Annotated in this window: 16 protein-coding genes; 11 read left to right on the top strand and 5 right to left on the bottom strand. The window is 71.0% G+C overall.

From position 1 onward, the window contains the following. Nucleotides 1–58: 58 nt before the first annotated feature. Complete coding sequence (locus tag Vgi01_RS15855) at nucleotides 59–1,642, top strand: GGDEF domain-containing protein (protein WP_204291523.1); 1,584 nt, start codon at nucleotides 59–61, stop codon at nucleotides 1,640–1,642. Between the two features lie 45 nt (nucleotides 1,643–1,687). Here Vgi01_RS15855 and Vgi01_RS15850 read toward each other — a convergent pair whose 3' ends face one another. Both Vgi01_RS15850 and Vgi01_RS15845 read right to left on the bottom strand, forming a co-directional pair. Continuing rightward, nucleotides 1,688–2,254 (bottom strand): nucleosidase, encoded by a 567-nt coding sequence (locus Vgi01_RS15850; protein ID WP_102657252.1) that lies wholly within the window; start codon nucleotides 2,252–2,254, stop codon nucleotides 1,688–1,690. A 59-nt stretch (nucleotides 2,255–2,313) separates the two neighbouring features. Continuing rightward, nucleotides 2,314–3,651, bottom strand: a complete 1,338-nt coding sequence (locus Vgi01_RS15845; RefSeq protein WP_204291522.1) for a glycoside hydrolase family 18 protein — start codon at nucleotides 3,649–3,651, stop codon at nucleotides 2,314–2,316. Between the two features lie 209 nt (nucleotides 3,652–3,860). Here Vgi01_RS15845 and Vgi01_RS15840 point away from each other — a divergent pair, with 209 nt between their 5' ends. The 10 genes from Vgi01_RS15840 (at nucleotide 3,861) to Vgi01_RS15795 (ending at nucleotide 13,034) form a co-directional block, all read left to right on the top strand. Next, nucleotides 3,861–4,628 carry a (Fe-S)-binding protein gene (locus tag Vgi01_RS15840; protein ID WP_204291521.1) on the top strand — a complete coding sequence of 256 codons (768 nt, stop codon included), beginning with the start codon at nucleotides 3,861–3,863 and terminating at the stop codon, nucleotides 4,626–4,628. Nucleotides 4,629–4,645: 17 nt separating this feature from the next. Then, a complete protein-coding gene (locus Vgi01_RS15835; protein ID WP_204291623.1) occupies nucleotides 4,646–6,055 on the top strand; it encodes a lactate utilization protein B in 1,410 nt (469 codons plus the stop codon). Next, nucleotides 6,052–6,654, top strand: a complete 603-nt coding sequence (locus Vgi01_RS15830; RefSeq protein WP_204291520.1) for a LutC/YkgG family protein — start codon at nucleotides 6,052–6,054, stop codon at nucleotides 6,652–6,654. Before Vgi01_RS15835 ends, Vgi01_RS15830 begins: the two co-directional genes overlap by 4 nt. Before the next feature lie 246 nt (nucleotides 6,655–6,900). Further along, nucleotides 6,901–7,641 carry a cellulose binding domain-containing protein gene (locus tag Vgi01_RS15825; RefSeq protein WP_204291519.1) on the top strand — a complete coding sequence of 247 codons (741 nt, stop codon included), beginning with the start codon at nucleotides 6,901–6,903 and terminating at the stop codon, nucleotides 7,639–7,641. A 68-nt stretch (nucleotides 7,642–7,709) separates the two neighbouring features. After that, nucleotides 7,710–8,606, top strand: a complete 897-nt coding sequence (locus Vgi01_RS15820) for a bile acid:sodium symporter family protein (protein ID WP_102657248.1) — start codon at nucleotides 7,710–7,712, stop codon at nucleotides 8,604–8,606. A gap of 175 nt (nucleotides 8,607–8,781) precedes the next feature. Further along, nucleotides 8,782–10,155 carry an FAD-dependent monooxygenase family protein gene (locus Vgi01_RS15815; RefSeq protein WP_204291518.1) on the top strand — a complete coding sequence of 458 codons (1,374 nt, stop codon included), beginning with the start codon at nucleotides 8,782–8,784 and terminating at the stop codon, nucleotides 10,153–10,155. An 81-nt stretch (nucleotides 10,156–10,236) separates the two neighbouring features. After that, nucleotides 10,237–10,557, top strand: coding sequence for a DMT family transporter (locus Vgi01_RS15810; RefSeq protein ID WP_102657326.1), 321 nt, complete (start codon nucleotides 10,237–10,239; stop codon nucleotides 10,555–10,557). A 150-nt stretch (nucleotides 10,558–10,707) separates the two neighbouring features. Then, nucleotides 10,708–11,622 carry a cation diffusion facilitator family transporter gene (locus tag Vgi01_RS15805; RefSeq protein WP_204291517.1) on the top strand — a complete coding sequence of 305 codons (915 nt, stop codon included), beginning with the start codon at nucleotides 10,708–10,710 and terminating at the stop codon, nucleotides 11,620–11,622. Between the two features lie 138 nt (nucleotides 11,623–11,760). Beyond that, a complete protein-coding gene (locus tag Vgi01_RS15800; RefSeq protein WP_102657246.1) occupies nucleotides 11,761–12,417 on the top strand; it encodes a DsbA family protein in 657 nt (218 codons plus the stop codon). Then, complete coding sequence (locus Vgi01_RS15795; protein ID WP_102657245.1) at nucleotides 12,414–13,034, top strand: vitamin K epoxide reductase family protein; 621 nt, start codon at nucleotides 12,414–12,416, stop codon at nucleotides 13,032–13,034. Before Vgi01_RS15800 ends, Vgi01_RS15795 begins: the two co-directional genes overlap by 4 nt. Nucleotides 13,035–13,064: 30 nt before the next feature. Here the strand turns inward: Vgi01_RS15795 and Vgi01_RS15790 are convergent, their stop codons facing one another. The 3 genes from Vgi01_RS15790 to Vgi01_RS15780 all read right to left on the bottom strand — a co-directional run bounded on the left by Vgi01_RS15790 (nucleotide 13,065) and on the right by Vgi01_RS15780 (nucleotide 16,355). Next, complete coding sequence (locus tag Vgi01_RS15790) at nucleotides 13,065–13,670, bottom strand: DedA family protein (protein ID WP_102657244.1); 606 nt, start codon at nucleotides 13,668–13,670, stop codon at nucleotides 13,065–13,067. A 112-nt stretch (nucleotides 13,671–13,782) separates the two neighbouring features. Then, nucleotides 13,783–14,163: a YccF domain-containing protein gene (locus Vgi01_RS15785; RefSeq protein ID WP_102657243.1), complete on the bottom strand. Its 381-nt coding sequence runs from the start codon at nucleotides 14,161–14,163 to the stop codon at nucleotides 13,783–13,785. A 92-nt stretch (nucleotides 14,164–14,255) separates the two neighbouring features. After that, nucleotides 14,256–16,355, bottom strand: a complete 2,100-nt coding sequence (locus Vgi01_RS15780; protein ID WP_204291516.1) for a cellulase family glycosylhydrolase — start codon at nucleotides 16,353–16,355, stop codon at nucleotides 14,256–14,258. Nucleotides 16,356–16,446 lie beyond the last annotated feature (91 nt).

Here is a 16,446-nt window from a genome sequence, read left to right as displayed (position 1 = left end):
ACTGAGGCCGTTGCCGTACCATCGGGCTGATTTCCTACCTGGCCGGTGCGGAGGCCGCATGGACGAGGTGACCCTCGGGGCGCTCCGCCTCCTTGAGGAGGCGCAGGCCGGCGGGGCGGCGCAGGTGTTGACCGCCGCCGAGTCGGCGCTCCGCGAACCCACCGGGCAGATCGGCGACGGCCCGGCGGCGATGCACTTCGCCCGCGTGGTGGCCCTGACCCGCCTGGGTGACCTGCGGGCCGCGATCGACGCCGCCGACCTGATGCTGGCCGCCGCCGACCGTGAGGGCAGCGCCGGCTGGCGATCCTGTGCGCTGTCGCTGCGGGCGACCCGGCGGCTTCGCCTGGGCGGTCAGGACATCGCCGAGTACGACATCGAAGCGGTGCTCCGCGACCTCGTCAGCGCGGAAACCGCCCTGCTGGCCGACGAACCCAACCCGGTGATCACGGGCAACGCGCACACCGGGATCGCGATCGGCTACGCCCAGCTTCGCCTCTACGAACTGGCCGTACCCCAGTTCGAGGCGGCCTACCAGGCGACCCGGCACGCGTCCTATCCGGACAACGGCAACCGGGCGATGTGGCTGTGCAACCTCGCCGAACTCAACCTGATCTGGGCGTTGGAGCTGTACCAGGTCGGTCGGATCGCCGAGGCGGAACGGCACAGCGCCGCCGCGCAGGAGTACGCGACGCGGGCGGTCGCCGAGGCGTCCGGCCCCAAGGCGGAGGTGTGGCGGCTCTCGGCCCTGCTGTACGAGGCGTGCTCCCGCGCCGACCGGCAGGACCCGGCCGGTGCGGCCGTCGACATCCCCCGCTACACCAACCTGCTGCGCATCCACGGCCTGCCCGAACAGCATCAGGAGATCCTGCTGTGCCGGCCCTTCCACGCCGTCGCGCTGCGCCGGTCCGGGCGACCCGAGGAGGCGCTGCGCGTCATCGAGGAGGCCGTCGCCCTGCTGTCACCCGAGACCGACTGCCTGATCTCGGCGGCGGTGCACCGTACCCACGCGGTGCTGCTGGCGGCGACCGGCTCGGCCGGTGCGCGGCCCGGGCTCACCTACGGCGACACCCTCGCCGAGTTGCTGTGGCGGCAACGGCATCACTGGCTGCACACCGCGATGACGATGCAGTCGTACGACGCGCTGCGGTGGCAGCACGAGCAGGCCGAGCGGGCGGCGCGGACCGATCCGCTGACGGGTGTGGCGAACCGTCGTGGTCTCGACAAGTTCCTGCGTGACCTGGCCCGTCCCGACGCCGCCGACCACCCCGTGGCGGTGCTGGCCGTGGACATCGACAGGTTCAAGCACATAAACGATTCGCTCGGCCATTCCACCGGCGACGACGTGCTGCGGGCGGTGGCGCAGCTGCTCACGACGAACGTACGGCAGGGCGACTTCGTGGCGCGGTTGGGCGGGGACGAGTTCGTCGCCATCCTGCCGGGCGCGGACGCCACGCTGGCCCGGCTGGTGGCGCAGCGGACCGTGGAGGCCGTCGCCGGCCTGACCGCCTGGCCGGCGCAGGTGAGCGTCGGGGTCGCCCACGGCCCGGCGTACTGCCTGGACCAGGCGATCAGCCACGCCGACAGCGCGATGTACGCGGCCAAGCGGGCGGGCGGCAACCAGGCCAGCTGCCTGGCGCTCTGACCGGCCCGGGTCGCGTTCCGGTGGCGTCGGCCGCCGCCGGGTGGCTCAGAGGTGGTCGCGGACCCAGTCGGCGAGCAGCCGGGCGCAGTGGTCCACCGACTCCTGCCAGGTACGCGCCGCCCCGTCGCCGGCCTCGTCGCTGACCTGCTTGATCAGACGGACCGGTACGCCGAACCGCTGGGCGGTCGAGGCGACCGCGTAGCCCTCCATGTCGACCAGGTGGGCGCGGGTGGCCAGGGCGGCGCGGGCGGTGTCGTCGGCGATGAACTGGTCGCCGGTGGCGAGCACCGGACCGTCGCCGAGGGCCAGCGGCGCGCCGACGGACTGACCGGTCAACCGGCGGAGGAAGTCGGTGTCCAGGTCGTGTTGCAGGACGCTGCCCACCTCGTGGGTGCCGGCCCAGCCGGGATGCAGTGCGCCGGCGGTGCCGAGGTTGATCACCGCCGCGGGCAGCGGTGTGCGGGCCAGGGTCGCCGCGACGGCGGAGGCCGCGTTGACCTTGCCCATGCCGGTGAGCAGCACCGGCAGGCGCGCATCGAGGTGGGCGGCCTCCTCCGCGAGGGCCAGCACGAGCAGCGGGCGATCAGGGCTGACCGTTCCTCGAAGATCCATCGGGCGATGGTAGCCGGAGACCGGGGTCGGCCAGCGATGCCGGCCGGCCCCGGTGACGGCTACCGCGTCGTCAGTCCGAGGCTGATCGTCCTGGTCAGGGTGGCGTTGTCGTCGTCGCCGTCCAGCGACCAGATCATCGCCCCGCCCAGGCCGGTCCGCCGGATGTACAGCGTCTTCTGCAGCACCACCGCCGGATCGTCGTACGTCCAGAAGGTCGTACCGTCGAACAGCCAGGCGTGCCCGGCGCGCAGGTCGCGGTGCACGGCGAAGCCCTTGCCGGTCAGGGTCTTCAGCTGCTTGTAGTCCTCGTAGCCGGCGCCGTGCACGGCCGGTGCGGGCCCGGTGGCGGGCTGGAACAGGCCGTTGCCGCCGCCGGTGACGCCGGTCCAGCCCTGACCGTAGTAGGGGATGCCGAGGACCAGCTTGGCCCGGGGCGCGCCGCGGGCGAGCCAGCCGTCGACGGCCACCTCGACGGAGAAGTCCGGGCTGCCCGGAGCGCCGCGCGGCACCCGCAGCGCCGACTGCTGGTTGGTCACCGTCTCCCAGGTGCCGTGGAAGTCGTAACCCTGCACCGTGGCGAAGTCCAGGTACTTGAAGATCTTGCGGCCCTCGTACCCGGCGTCCATGGTCGCCGGGTTGGCCGGCAGGAACGCGGTGAGCGGGTGGTGCCTGCGGGTCGTGCGACCGTAGGCGTCGAGTTGCCGGCGGAACTCGGCGAGCAGTTTGGTGAAGTTCTCCCGGTCCTCCGGGCGGATCACGTTGCCCGGTTCGCCGGGCCAGTTCGGCCATTCCCAGTCGAGGTCGATGCCGTCGAACACTCCGGCGGCGGCACCCGGTCCGCCGCTGCCGCCGTCGAGGATCGGCAGGTTGCCCTTGAGGTAGAGGTCGATGCAGGAGGCCACGAACGCCTTGCGGCTCGCGTCGGTGCGGGCGGCGTTGGAGAAGTACGTCGACCAGCTCCAGCCGCCCAGCGAGATCAGCACCTTGAGGTCGGGGTGCTTGGCCTTGAGCTTGGCCAGCTGGCCGAAGTTGCCGTTGAGTGGCTCGCCCCAGGCGTCGGCGACGCCGTCGACGCTCTCCTCGGCCGGTACCGGCCGCTGGTAGTCGGCCCAGGCGTCGCCCTCGCCCGGTCCACCGTCGACGAAGCAGCGACCGTCCTCGCTGACGTTGCCGAAGGCGTAGTTGATGTGGGTGAGCCGGGCGGCCGCACCCGAGGTGTCGAGCTTCTTGACCGGGAAGGCCCGGCCGTAGATGCCCCACTGGGTGAAGTAGCCGACCCGGTGGTACCCGGTACGGCGGTGCTCGCCCGCGCTGGCGGTGCTCGGCGGCGCGGCGGTGATCAGCAGGGTGGTCAGGGCGACGAGGGCGGTGAGGCGGCGGTGGCGGAACGGTCGCATCGGCACTCCCACGAGGGATGAAGCGAAATCAGTAAAGAGACCTTCCTGATTGATGAAGCTAGGCGGATCATCGCCTGCGGTCAATAGCCGTCCCGGCCGCACCGTCACGCGGAGCCGCCTCGCTCGCCTGGCGGCGGTCGGTGCGGCAGACTCATGGAGATCGCGCGGCCGCACCGCCGCGCTGCCGGTCACCCGGCGGGAGGTGGGAGATGCGCATCGCGCTGTTCGTGACCTGCCTGGCCGACACCGTGTTCCCCGAGGCGGCGAAGGCCACGGTACGGCTGCTGGAGCGGCTCGGTCACGAGGTGGTCTTCCCGGCCGAGCAGACCTGCTGCGGGCAGATGCACGTCAACACCGGCTACCAACGCGAGGCGCTGCCGTTGATCCGTCGACACGTACGGACCTTCGATCCGTACGACGTGATCGTGGCCCCGTCGGGGTCGTGTGTCGGGTCGGTGCGCCACCAGCACCCGCTGGTGGCTCGACGAGCGGGTGACGACCGGTTGGCCGGCCGGGTTGAGGACGTGGCGGCGCGGACGTACGAGCTGTCGGAACTGCTTGTCGACGTGCTCGGGGTGACCGACGTGGGCGCCTACTACCCGCACCGGGTCACCTACCACCCGACCTGCCACTCGTTGAGGATGCTGCGGGTCGGGGACCGGCCGCTGCGACTGCTGCGCGCGGTACGCGGTCTGGACCTGGTCGAGCTGCCGGACGCCGAGCAGTGCTGCGGATTCGGGGGGACCTTCGCGGTGAAGAACGCCGACACCTCGACGGCGATGCTCGCCGACAAGATGCGTCACGTGCTGTCCACCCGGGCGGACGTCTGCACCGCGAGCGACGCCTCGTGCCTGATGCACCTCGGCGGCGGCCTGTCCCGGCTGCGTACCGGGGTCCGGACGGTGCACCTCGCCGAGATCCTGGCCGCCACCGAGCGCAGCGCGATCACCGGTGAGCGCACGGCGGTGCGGCCGTGACCCACACCTTCCTCGGCATGCCGTCGACCGCGCCGCCCGGCGTGGGGCACCTGCGCGGCACGGAGCCGTTCCCGAGCGCGGCCCGGCGCAGCCTCGCCGACCCGCAGCTGCGGCGTAACCTCGGGCACGCCACCGCGACCATCCGGGCCAGATCGGCCGGGATGATCGCCGAGGTGCCGGACTGGCAGCAGTTGCGCGAGGCCGGCCGGGCGATCAAGACCGACGTCATGGCCCGTCTGCCGGAACTGTTGGAGCAGCTTGAGGCGCGGGTGACCGAGGCCGGTGCGGTGGTGCACTGGGCTGCCGACGCCACCGAGGCCAACCGGATCGTCACCGACCTGGTGCGGGCCACCGGCAGCGAGCGGGTGATCAAGGTCAAGTCGATGGTCACCCAGGAGATCGGGCTCAACGAGGCACTGGTCGCCGCCGGGATCGCGCCGGTGGAGACCGACCTGGCCGAGTTGATCGTCCAACTCGGTGACGACCGCCCGAGCCACATCCTGGTCCCGGCCATCCACCGCAACCGGGCCGAGATCCGGGAGATCTTCCTGCGGGCCATGCCCGGCGTGGATCCCGGGCTGACCGACGAGCCGGCCGCCCTGGCCGCCGCCGCCCGCAACTACCTGCGGCAGACGTTCCTCACCACGAAGGTGGCCGTCTCCGGGGCCAACTTCGCCGTGGCGCAGACCGGCACCCTCGCGGTGGTGGAGTCCGAGGGCAACGGACGGATGTGTCTCACCCTGCCGGAGACGCTGATCACCGTGATGGGCATCGAGAAGGTGGTGCCGACCTGGCAGGACCTGGAGGTGTTCCTGCAACTGCTGCCCCGCGCGTCGACGGGGGAGCGGATGAACCCGTACACCTCGATGTGGACGGGCGTGACGCCGGGTGACGGGCCGCAGGCGTTCCACTTGGTGCTGCTGGACAACGGGCGCAGCGCCGTACTGGCCGACCCGACCGGTCGCCAGGCGCTGCACTGCATCCGCTGCTCGGCCTGCCTGAACGTCTGCCCGGTGTACGAGCGCACCGGCGGACACGCCTACGGGTCGGTCTACCCGGGGCCGATCGGGGCGGTGCTGTCCCCGCAACTGACCGGGGTGGCCGACAACGCGTCGCTGCCGTACGCCTCGTCGCTCTGCGGCGCCTGCTACGACGCGTGCCCGGTGAAGATCAACATCCCGGAGTTGCTTGTGCAGTTGCGGGACCAGGCGCCCCACCCGCGTGCCGAGGCTGCGGCGATGGCGGCGGCCGCGTACACGATGGACCATCCGCGGCTGTACGAGGCGGCGCAACGGGCCGTACGGCTGAGCCGGCTCGCCGGGCGGCGTGGGTGCGCGCTGCCACCGCCCCTGGACGGCTGGACCGCAAGTCGTGATCTGCCCGACCCGCCGGCGCAGACGTTCCGCCAGTGGTGGGCCGGGCGATGAGCTCCCGGGACCTGCTGCTCGGCCGGTTACGCGCCGCCCTCGCCGCCGGCGGCCCGCAAGTCCCCGTCGAGGTGCCCCGGGACTACCGGCACGGCGGCCCGCTCGACCTGGACCGGTTCGTGGCACGGCTGATCGACTACCGGGCCCAGGTGCACCGGGTGAGTGAGGACGCCGTCGCCGACACGATCGCCGCGATCCTGCCGGCGGGAGCGACAGTCGTCGTACCGCCGGGGTTGCCGTCGGGCTGGTTGCCGTCGACGGTGACCGTCCGACCCGACCACGACCTCGACAATGGACGGATCGCGGCGGCGGACGCGGTCGTCACCGCTGCGGCGGTCGCCGTCGCCGAGACCGGCACGGTCGTCCTCGACGGCTCGCCCGACCAGGGGCGGCGCGTGCTCAGCCTGCTGCCGGACCGGCACGTCTGCGTGCTGCGGACGGCCCAGGTGGTGGCGACCGTGCCCGAGGCGCTCGCCCGGCTCACCCCGCAACGGCCGCTGACCTGGATCAGCGGTCCGTCGGCCACGAGCGACATCGAACTCAGCCGGGTGGAGGGCGTGCACGGGCCACGCACTCTGCACGTCGTCCTGTTGCCCTGATCCGGCGACCATGCGGCCGGCGCAAGGCCCGTTCGGTCGATGGCCGTCTCCGGTCGGGCCCCGGATCTTCGTCACGACAACCGTTGTATCGACGATCGTCGACTGAAAGACTTGGTGCGGATCGCGTGGGGAGCCGCGCGATTCGTTACAGGGCAAGGGGACGCACGGGAAAACCCCGTGCCGGGCCGTCCTCCTCCAGTAGGAACAACCGGCCGCCGCGAGCGGTGGCCGACTCGGGAGGTACGGATGAAACGCGAGTTCGGCGTGGTGCTGGCCACCGCGACCCTGACCCTGGCCGCCGGGCTCGTCACGCCCGCCGTCGCGCAGACCGCACCCGTGGCGACCCCGACGCCGTCGCCGACCCCGGTCTGCCCACCGGTGCTGCCGATCAACGCCATGGTGACCGGGACGACCGCCACCAGCGTGTCCATCACCTACAGCGCGTTCGTCGTCCCGCCCTGCGGCTACGACCCGCCGATCACGTTCCATTTGTTCGGCAGCCACGACGACGCCATCGACTGGCAGAACCCGATCGCCCAGGGCACCTCGGGACCGGAACGCTCCGGCACGGTCACCATCGACGGGTTGACCCCGGGCACCGAGTACTGGTTCCGGATCAGCGACGCGCACGGCGTACGGGACCGGTACGTCATCGGCGGGCCGGCGCGGACCGGGCTGCCGGCACCGTGCACCGCGACCGCCACCGTCGACAGTGGATGGGGAAGCGGCTTTGTCGCCACGGTCACCGTCCGCAACACCGGTGCCGACCAGCTCAACGGATGGCGCGTGCGCCTGAGCTGGCCCGGCGGCGGCAGCGTCCAGTCGATCTGGAACGCGGTGGTGGAGACGACGTCGACCGAGGTGACGGCGCGGCACGCCGAGTACAACCGCGTCCTGGCACCGAGTGCGTCGACGACCTTCGGTCTGCTGGCCGCGACCAGCAGCGTGCCGACGGGGCTCACGCTCAGCTGCGAGCGGTGGTCCTGACAACTGCCGCAGTATCCGGCCACACGGATGATGGTGAATGCGTTACCGGGTGGTAACGATGTTGTGTCATGGACTCCGCCCTGACCCTGATCGGACTACCCATCGCCCTCGGCGTCATCATGCTCGGTCTGGGTCTCGGCCTGACCGTCGCCGACTTCCGCCGGGTGGCCCACCATCCGAAGGCCGCCGTGATCGCGCTGGCCTGCCAGGTGCTGCTGCTGCCGGCGCTCTGCTTCGGCCTGGTGCTCGCCTTCGGTCTGCCGCCGGAACTGGCCGTCGGGATGATGCTGCTCGCAGCATCGCCCGGCGGCACCACGGCCAACCTCTACAGCCACCTCTTCGGCGGGCACGTCGCGCTCAACATCACGTTGACCGCCATCAACTCGGTGCTCGCCGTGTTCACCCTGCCGATCGTGGTCAACCTGTCGGCGGCGTACTTCCTCGGCGACGCGCGCAGCATCGGTCTCCAGTTCGACAAGGTGCTCCAGGTCTTCGCCATCGTGCTCGTCCCGGTCGCCATCGGCATGCTGGTCCGCGCCTGGGTTCCCCGCGTCGCCGAGAGCCTGAACCGCCCGGTGCGCATCCTGTCCGTCGTCGTGCTCGTCGCGGTGATCGCCGGTGCCGTGATCGGTGAGCGGGACAACCTGGCCGACTACTTCGTCTCGGTCGGTCTCGCCGTGCTCGCGTTCAACCTGGTGAGCCTCGGGATCGGCTACGGAGTGCCCCGGCTGGCCGGCACCGACCGCGCTGCCGCCAAGGCGGCCGGATTCGAGATCGGCATCCACAACAGCACGCTGGCCATCACGATCGCGCTCAGCCCGGCGTTGCTCAACAGCAGCCAGATGGCGATCCCGGCAGCCGTCTACGGCGTCGTCATGTTCTTCACCGCCGCCGCCTTCGGCTATCTGGTGAATCGCGTCGGCACCCGGACCAGCACCTCTGCAAGCGGTGCCACCGCCGTTTGAGGTAGGCGACTGTCGTGACGCTGACAGTCCGCGGGGCTACGGGTGACGCCCCGTGCGGGTACAACGATCGTTGAACGTTCATGCCATCACCCGCTTCCGCCGTTCTGTCGCTGCCGTGACGCCACGGCAGGCCGTGCGCGGGCAGCACCGTCCCGGACCCCTCTTTGGAGAGCCCATGTCCCTCTCTCCGGCCCAGGTCTTCGCCACGTTGAACGCGGTGCGACCTCTCGACCAGCCGTCGCCGTTCATCGACAAGGCCGTCGTGCTCGGCGGCAGTGTCGCCGGTCTGCTGGCCGCGCGGGCGTTGGCGGAGCACGCGCACAGCGTCGTCGTCATCGATCGGGACAACCTGCACGTCCCGGGCCACCGGCCCGGCGTTCCGCAGGGGACGCAACTGCATGCCCTGCTGCCGGGCGGCTTCCTGCAACTCGAGCGGCTCTTCCCCGGGTTCGGCAGGCAGGCCGTGGCCAAGGGAGCGATCGAGGCGCCGCCCGAGGCCCGCCGCTCCTACCTCGACGGGCGGTTGAAGATCGTCGTGCCGGACGACGCCGACAGTCTGGCCGGCAGCCGGCCGCTGTTGGAAGGGCTGATCCGGCAGCAGGTCCTGCGGTTGCCAAACGTCAAGACGATCACCGCCCGCGCCACCGGTCTGGTCTTCGACGGCGTCGTCACCACCGGGGTCCGCTACGAGGCCGGTGGCGCTTCCGGCACGGAGAACGCGGATCTCGTGGTGGACGCCATGGGCCGGTCGAGCCGGCTCTCCGACTGGCTGGAGCAGGCGGGCTGGGAACGGCCCGAGATGCGGCGGATGAGCGTGCACCTCAACTACGCCACCGCGCTGTTCCGGCGGCGGGAGGACAAGCCGCAGCACACCGTCGTGCTGGCGCTGAACAGCCCGCGGACCTCGGCGGCGGTGGCCGGGGCGGCGTTCTTCGCCATCGAAGACGGCAGGTGGATGGCGATGATGGCCGGGTACGCGGACAATCGTCCGGGCCGTACGCCCGAGGACTTCGTTCGCCGGCTGCGCGAGTTCCCGCCCGAGTTCCACGAGGTCGCCGACAGCGAACTGCTCGGCGATGTGCAGACCTACCGCCACGCCGACAGCCGGCGGCGGGACTTCCACAGGCTGAGCCGCTTCCCCGCCGGGCTGGTCCCGGTCGGCGACGCCGTCGCGTCCTTCAACCCGGTGTACGGGCAGGGCATCACGGCGGCTGCCCTGCACGCCGCCTGCCTGTCGACGTACCTGCGCACCGGGCCGGATCTGCGGCAGCCGGCCCGCGAGTTCCTGGCCCTGCAGCAGGTCGTGGTCGACGCCGCGTGGTCGATGTCGACCTCCGCCGACCTGGCCCTGCCGCACGTCGACGGTCCGTACCCGCGTGGCTACCGGTTCTCCCGCTGGGTCAGCCGGCAGATCGTCGACGCGACGATCACGGACATCGCCACCGCCCGCCGGTTCAACGACGTGGTGTCCCTGTGCGAGCACCCGAACTCGCTGGCCAGGCCCGGGGTCATCCTGGGTGCGCTGCGGGCGAACCTGCGGGCCCGGTGACGAGGCGCGCCGCTGGTGTTCGCCGCGCCCGACCGGCACAGTGACAGCCGTCGGCTCAACCGCAGTGGAACGGAGTGCATGGTGGCGTACGTTTTCCTGCTGCTCGCTATCGCCGCCGAGGTCACCGGCACGAGCCTGCTCAAGGCCACCGAGGGATTCACCCGCCTGTGGCCGACGCTCGGGCTGGCCGTGGCCTACCTGACGGCGTTCGCGCTGCTCGCCCAGGCGGTGAAGGGCATCGAAGTCGGTGTCGCGTACGCCCTGTGGTCGGGGTTGGGCACCGCGGCGATCGTGGCCATCGGCGCGACAGTGCTCGGTGAGCCGCTGACCGTCACCAAGGTGGTCGGGGTCGGTCTGATCATCGCCGGCGTCGTCCTGCTCAACCTGCGCGGCGCGCACTGACGTCCCGGCGTGACCATGCTGGTCACGCCGGGGCCGGCCCCGCAGCAATTTGCGCGAACCGCGGTACCGGCCGCCCACCGACCACTAAAGTTGCACTTATTGCAATGCCCGCATATGTTGATCGCCGACGGCTGGGCGGGAGGTCGCACGATGGGTGCCGGGCACGACCACGGGCAGCAGGTGCTGCGCGCCGGAGAGAAGCACCGTGGGCGGTTGTGGGCGGCTTTCGCCCTGCTTGCCGTCTTCATGGTGGTGGAGGCGGTCGGAGCATGGGTGACCGGCTCGCTGGCGCTGCTGTCGGACGCCGGGCACATGTTCACCGACGTGCTCGGCATCGGCATGGCCCTCGCCGCGATCACCGCGGCCAGCAAGGCCTCCCGCGACGGCCAACGCACCTTCGGGCTGTACCGGATGGAGGTGCTGGCGGCACTGGCCAACGCGGTGCTGCTGTTCGGGGTCGCCGTCTACGTGGTGGTCGAGGCGGTACGCCGGTTCGACGAACCGCCGGAGGTGCTGGTCGGCCCGATGCTGATCGTCGCCGTGGCGGGTCTGGTCGCCAACGTCGTGGCGTTCCTGCTGCTGCGCTCCGGCTCCAAGGAGAGCCTCAACGTGCGCGGGGCGTACCTGGAGGTCCTCGGTGACCTGCTCGCCTCGGTCGGCGTGATCGTCGCCGCCGTGGTGATCGCGGTGACCGACTGGTGGTACGCCGACCCGATCGTCGCCGTGGCGGTGGGCGCGTTCATCCTGCCCCGCACCTACAAGCTGGGCCGGGCCGCCCTGCGGGTGCTCGTCCAGGCCGCGCCGCCACACGTGGACATCGCCGAGGTACGGGCCGGACTGCGCGCCCTCGACGGCGTCGCCGACGTGCACGACCTGCACGTGTGGACCCTGACCTCGGGCATGGAGGTGGCCTCGGCGCACCTGAAGCTGACGGCCGGGGCGGACCTGGGCCGGGTGCTCAGCAGCGCCCGGCAGATCCTGCACGACCGCTTCGCCATCGAGCACGCCACCCTCCAGGTGGAGCCGCAGGACGCCGAAGACGTGTGCCACGGCGCGCACTGGTGACATCCGGGCGGAGCCACGACCGCCCGGTGCGGGGCCGGCGGCGCGGGCTGTCACGCAGCTGAGGCGCGTGGTTTTCAGGAAGCTGACAGGAAACCCGGCCAGCATGGGGCGCACCCGCACCGAAAGGCTGGCTCCGGCATGACGAGGAATACGCGACTGACCCTGGCGATGATCCTGGTGCTCATCCTCGCCATGATCGTTGTGATCGCCGTGAACCGGAACACCAACCGGCCCGCCGCCAGCGGCGCGCCGGTCGACCCGGCCGTGCTGGTCCGCGACGACAGCCACCGGCTCAGCACGGCGGCCGACGGCAAGGTCACCCTGGTGGAGTTCCTCGACTTCGAGTGCGAGGCATGTGGCGCGGTCTACCCGTCGATCACCGAGATCCTGGACACCTACCAGGACCGGATCACCTTCGTGGTGCGGTACTTCCCGATCGCCAGCCACCCCAACGCCGACCTGGCCGCCCGCGCCGCGCAGGCCGCCGCTGAGCAGGGCCGGTTCCCCGAGATGTACGCCACGCTGTTCGAGAACCAGGCGCAGTGGGGACACCAGAGCACCGCGCAGACCGACAGGTTCGTCGGGTACGCCCGCGATCTCGGCCTGGACGTGGACCGTTTCCGGCAGGACCTGGAGGCTCCGGCCACCGCCCAACGGGTGGCCGCAGATCGGGCCGACGGTGAGACCGTCGGGGTGCGGGGCACTCCCACCTTCTTCCTCAACGGCCGGGAGCTGACCGGAGTCCGTACCCAGTCGGACATGGTCGCCGCCATCGACGCCGCGCTCGCCCAGTGACCGCCACCGTCGCCCGCCGTCCCGAGACGCCGCAGGCCGGATTCGTCGCCCGGGTCACCGCCTGGGTCCTGGCCGTCGGCGGCGGCATCGGACTGCTCGCCGCGGGCACCCTGACCGTCGAGAAGATCAACCTGTTGGCCGATGCCGACTACGTGCCCACCTGCAGCATCAACCCGATCCTGTCCTGCGGCTCGGTGATGACCACGCCGCAGGCCGCCGCCTTCGGCATTCCCAACCCACTGCTCGGCATCGCCGGCTTCGCCGTGGTCACCACGCTCGGCGTCCTGCTGCTGGCCCGGGTGCGGCTGCCCGGCTGGTGCTGGCTGGGCCTGCAGGCCGGGGCCACCCTCGGCGTCGTCTTCGTGCACTGGCTCATCTACCAGAGCCTCTACGTGATCTCGGCGCTGTGCCCGTACTGCATGGTGGTCTGGGTCGTCACCATCGCGATCTTCCTTTACACCAGCCTGCGTAACCTCGGCGCGGTCGCGCCGACGTCGCCGCTGGCCCGGCTCTCCGGTCTCGCCGGCTATCACAGCCTCATCCTGGTCGCCTGGTACGTGCTGATCATGCTGGCCATCCTGGTCCGCTTCTGGGACTACTGGTCCACCCTCTGGTGAGCCCGCCCGCCTGACAATGGGTGGGCTCGGTCAGTGCGCCCGCCGGCGGTGCCGCCAGAACGCCAGCAGGGCGAGCACCACGATCACGGCGAGCAGCGTGTACGTGCCGATGCCCAGTTCCCGCTCCAGATAGCGGTAGGAGGCCGAGCCGAGGTAACCGAGCGTCGCCACCGCCACCGCCCAGAGGAGCCCGCCGGTGACGTTGGCCCAGCCGAACGTGCTGCGCCGCATGCCGCTGGCACCGGACACCAGCGGCACCAGCACCCGCAGCACGGCCACCCACCGGCCGATCACCACCGCCACAGCTCCTCGGTCGGCGACCAGGCGTCGGGCCCGGTTCAGGTCGAGGCGACGACGGAGCACGGCCGGCGCGCGGGCCAGCACCCCGGGCCCGTACCGGCGGCCCAGCAGGTAGCCGACCTGGTCGCCGAGGCAGGCCCCGACGGCCGCGGCGACGATCACCGCCCACAGCGGCAACCCACTGAGGTGAGCCACCACGCCGCCGACAAGCACGACGGTCTCACCGGGTATGAGCAGCCCCAGCAGCGTCGAGGACTCCAGCGCGGGCAGCAGGAACACCAGAGCCAGCACGACCAACGGCGGCAGCGCGGCGATCCCCGCCAGTACCCGGTCCATCTGCTGATTCTGGCGCTTCGCGACGGCCCGGCGGGCAGGCGAACCGGGAAACCGCTCGGGTCGTCGGGAAACCAGCGGCCCCGGCTCCGTGCGACGGCTGTGTCGTTCGGGCCTACGGCGCGGGGACGACCTCCTGGCCCAGCGGCCAGATCGCGGCCGGGACGAGCTTGAAGTTGGCCACCCCGAACGGGATGCCGATGACGGTGAGGCAGAGGCTGACGCCGGCGACGATGTGGGACAGGGCGAGCCACCACCCGGCGAGCACGACCCAGATGACGTTGGCGACGCCGGAGGCGACACCGACGCCGGGCTTGGGGACCAGGGTGCGGCCGAAGGGCCACAGCGAGTACGACGCCAGCCGCAGCGACGCCACCCCGAAGGGGATGGTGACGACGAGGACGAAGCAGATCAGAGCGGCGATGCCGTAGCCGATCGCCAGCACGAGCCCGCCGCCGAAGATGAGCCAGAGCACGTTCAGTACGAATCGGATCATGAACCAATCATGACCGGTGCGCGCCACCGACCCCGGGGGAGGGCCGGGCACCCCACAGGGGGCGGCCGGGGAGGCCGGTGGCGCGCGGCGGGTCAGCCGGCCTGGCCGGTGACGCTGGTGCCCGACTTCGTGACGCGGTAGGTCACCTGGGCACCGCTCCAGAAGTGGAAGGTGAGGGTGACCGGGCTGCCGTCGCGTACCTCACCGAAGAAGGTGTCGGTCAGGGTGATCCGGTTGCCGGTGTAGTCGGGGGAGAAGGTGACGTCGAACTCCTTGAACGACGTCCAGTCGTGCGGTCCGGCGTTGCTGCCGTCGGCGTACCGCGCCTCCATGGTGGCGAGCTGGTCGCCGCGGAACTGGGTCGCAATGGCGAAGGAGGCGGTCGTGCCGGTGGCGTTGGACAACACCGGCGGGTCGTGGCTGATCACGTCGATCCGCCACGGTACGCCGGCCGAGAAGCGCGCCTGGAGGGTGGCGTTGACGCCGTACGCCCGGTTGCCGACCAGTCGGGTCAACGCGCTGGCGGTCAGCGTCAGCTGGTTGCCGGAGACGGTGTAGTCGGTGCCCCGGACCAGCTCGGTGCTGCCCTGACGCAGACCGGAGAAGGTGGTGCCGTTGAGGTTGAGGGTCAGCGTCCTGGCGGTGATCGAGCCGGTACGCGGCACGTACACCTGGTCGGAGGAGGCGGTGCCGGAGCGGGTCGTCCAGCTCGACTTGATCTGGTTGATCAGCTCCGCGTCCCGCCAGACGAAGGTGGTCCGGTTGAAGTGCTGGCCGTTGTCCCACAGCTGGGTGGTGAGCTGTCGGTGCCGGGCGTAGTAGCCGAAGTACTCGAAGAACTTCAGCTTCTCGCCCTGCTGGATGGTGCCGGTGTGCCGGTCGAAGCCGAGCAGGCCGTACTCGCCGATGACCACCGGGATGCCTCGGGTGACGAAGGCGTTGTAGACCCGGTCGAAGGCGTCGACGAGGTCCTGCTGGGTGGTGGCGTCGAAGCGGGTGCCGCCGGCGACGTTCACGCTGAACGGCCAGTAGCCGTAGAAGTGCACGGTGGCGATCAGGTTGCGGTCGTTGAGCTGGTTGATCGTCGTGGTCAGCTCGTTGATCCGGGCCTGCTCGGAGGAGGTGTGCAGGGTCGGCAGGACCAGCATCCGGGTGGCGTTGTTGCCACCGGAGGCGCGCACGATCCGGTGGAAGTTGACGTTCAGCTCGTGCAGCAGCTGCGCGTTCTGGGCGTCACCGGAGCTGTTGGCGAACTGCGGCTCGTTGACGCTCTCGAAGTGCAGCTTCGGTGAGGCGTCCCGGAACGCCGCGGCGATCTGGGTCCAGAGCGCGTTGTACCGGTTGAGCACGGTCGTCCGGTTGGTCGGCATCTCGTGGATCCACTGCCACGAGTCGTGGTGCAGGTTGATCATCACGTAGAAGCCGTCGTCCAGGGCCCAGCCGACGACCTCCTTGATCCGGTTCAGCCAGGCCGGGTCGATGGTGTACGACGGCGCCGGACCGTGCCGGTTGCTCCAGGTGACCGGGATCCGGATGCTGTTGAACCCCTGCGCCCGGATGGCGTCCAACTGGGCCTCGGTGACCCGCGGGTTGCCCCACGCGGTCTCGTCGTCACCGACGGAGTCGAAGGTGTTGCCGAGGTTCCAGCCCGGCTGCATCGCGGCCACGTAGGCCATCGCGTCACCGGTCGGCGGCGGGGTCGTCGGCGGCGGGTCGGTCGGCGGCGGCGTGGTCGGGGGAGGGGTGGTCGGGCCGACGCTGCCGGTGCAGGTGACCCCGTTGAGCGCGAACGAGGTGGGGGCCGTGTTGCTGCCCGACCACGAGCCGTTGAAGCCGAACGACACCGTCTGGTTGGTGCCGAGCGTCGCGTTGTAGCTGACGTTGGCGGCGGTGACGTCGTTTCCGGCGGAGGTGACGGTGGCGTTCCACGCCTGCGTCACCCGTTGACCGGAGGGGAAGGTCCAGGTCAGCCGCCAGCCGTTGAGCGGGTCGCCGAGATTGGTCAGGTCGACGTTCGCGGTGAAACCGCCCGGCCACTGGCTCGGCGCGGAGTAGACCACCCGGCAGCCGGCCGCCGCGTGGGCGGCGCCCGCGCTGACCAACCCGACCCCGGCCAGCAGGGCGGCGACCCCGGCGCCGACCACGCCCAGTCGCCATCGTGTCCTTCGTAGTGTGCCGCGCAGCCCGGCCATGACGCTCCTCGTGTGGTGATGGTGTCGACGGGTGGCTGGCCGCGTGTCACCGGACCGCCGGCAACATCCGGCCGGCTCGCACAATAAGTTG

The sequence above is a fragment of the Micromonospora gifhornensis genome (genome assembly GCF_016863515.1).
GTDB classification, from domain to species: Bacteria; Actinomycetota; Actinomycetes; order Mycobacteriales; family Micromonosporaceae; genus Micromonospora; species Micromonospora gifhornensis.
This window is presented reverse-complemented; position numbering and strand designations above follow the sequence as displayed.

What these genes read in the sequence shown, in the direction of transcription:
- Vgi01_RS15855 (WP_204291523.1), top strand. Translation starts at nt 59, where the DNA reads ATGGACGAGGTGACCCTCGGGGCGCTCCGCCTCCTTGAGGAGGCGCAG.
- Vgi01_RS15850 (WP_102657252.1), bottom strand. Translation starts at nt 2,254, where the DNA reads ATGGATCTTCGAGGAACGGTCAGCCCTGATCGCCCGCTGCTCGTGCTG.
- Vgi01_RS15845 (WP_204291522.1), bottom strand. Translation starts at nt 3,651, where the DNA reads ATGCGACCGTTCCGCCACCGCCGCCTCACCGCCCTCGTCGCCCTGACC.
- Vgi01_RS15840 (WP_204291521.1), top strand. Translation starts at nt 3,861, where the DNA reads ATGCGCATCGCGCTGTTCGTGACCTGCCTGGCCGACACCGTGTTCCCC.
- Vgi01_RS15835 (WP_204291623.1), top strand. Translation starts at nt 4,646, where the DNA reads ATGCCGTCGACCGCGCCGCCCGGCGTGGGGCACCTGCGCGGCACGGAG.
- Vgi01_RS15830 (WP_204291520.1), top strand. Translation starts at nt 6,052, where the DNA reads ATGAGCTCCCGGGACCTGCTGCTCGGCCGGTTACGCGCCGCCCTCGCC.
- Vgi01_RS15825 (WP_204291519.1), top strand. Translation starts at nt 6,901, where the DNA reads ATGAAACGCGAGTTCGGCGTGGTGCTGGCCACCGCGACCCTGACCCTG.
- Vgi01_RS15820 (WP_102657248.1), top strand. Translation starts at nt 7,710, where the DNA reads ATGGACTCCGCCCTGACCCTGATCGGACTACCCATCGCCCTCGGCGTC.
- Vgi01_RS15815 (WP_204291518.1), top strand. Translation starts at nt 8,782, where the DNA reads ATGTCCCTCTCTCCGGCCCAGGTCTTCGCCACGTTGAACGCGGTGCGA.
- Vgi01_RS15805 (WP_204291517.1), top strand. Translation starts at nt 10,708, where the DNA reads ATGGGTGCCGGGCACGACCACGGGCAGCAGGTGCTGCGCGCCGGAGAG.
- Vgi01_RS15800 (WP_102657246.1), top strand. Translation starts at nt 11,761, where the DNA reads ATGACGAGGAATACGCGACTGACCCTGGCGATGATCCTGGTGCTCATC.
- Vgi01_RS15790 (WP_102657244.1), bottom strand. Translation starts at nt 13,670, where the DNA reads ATGGACCGGGTACTGGCGGGGATCGCCGCGCTGCCGCCGTTGGTCGTG.
- Vgi01_RS15785 (WP_102657243.1), bottom strand. Translation starts at nt 14,163, where the DNA reads ATGATCCGATTCGTACTGAACGTGCTCTGGCTCATCTTCGGCGGCGGG.
- Vgi01_RS15780 (WP_204291516.1), bottom strand. Translation starts at nt 16,355, where the DNA reads ATGGCCGGGCTGCGCGGCACACTACGAAGGACACGATGGCGACTGGGC.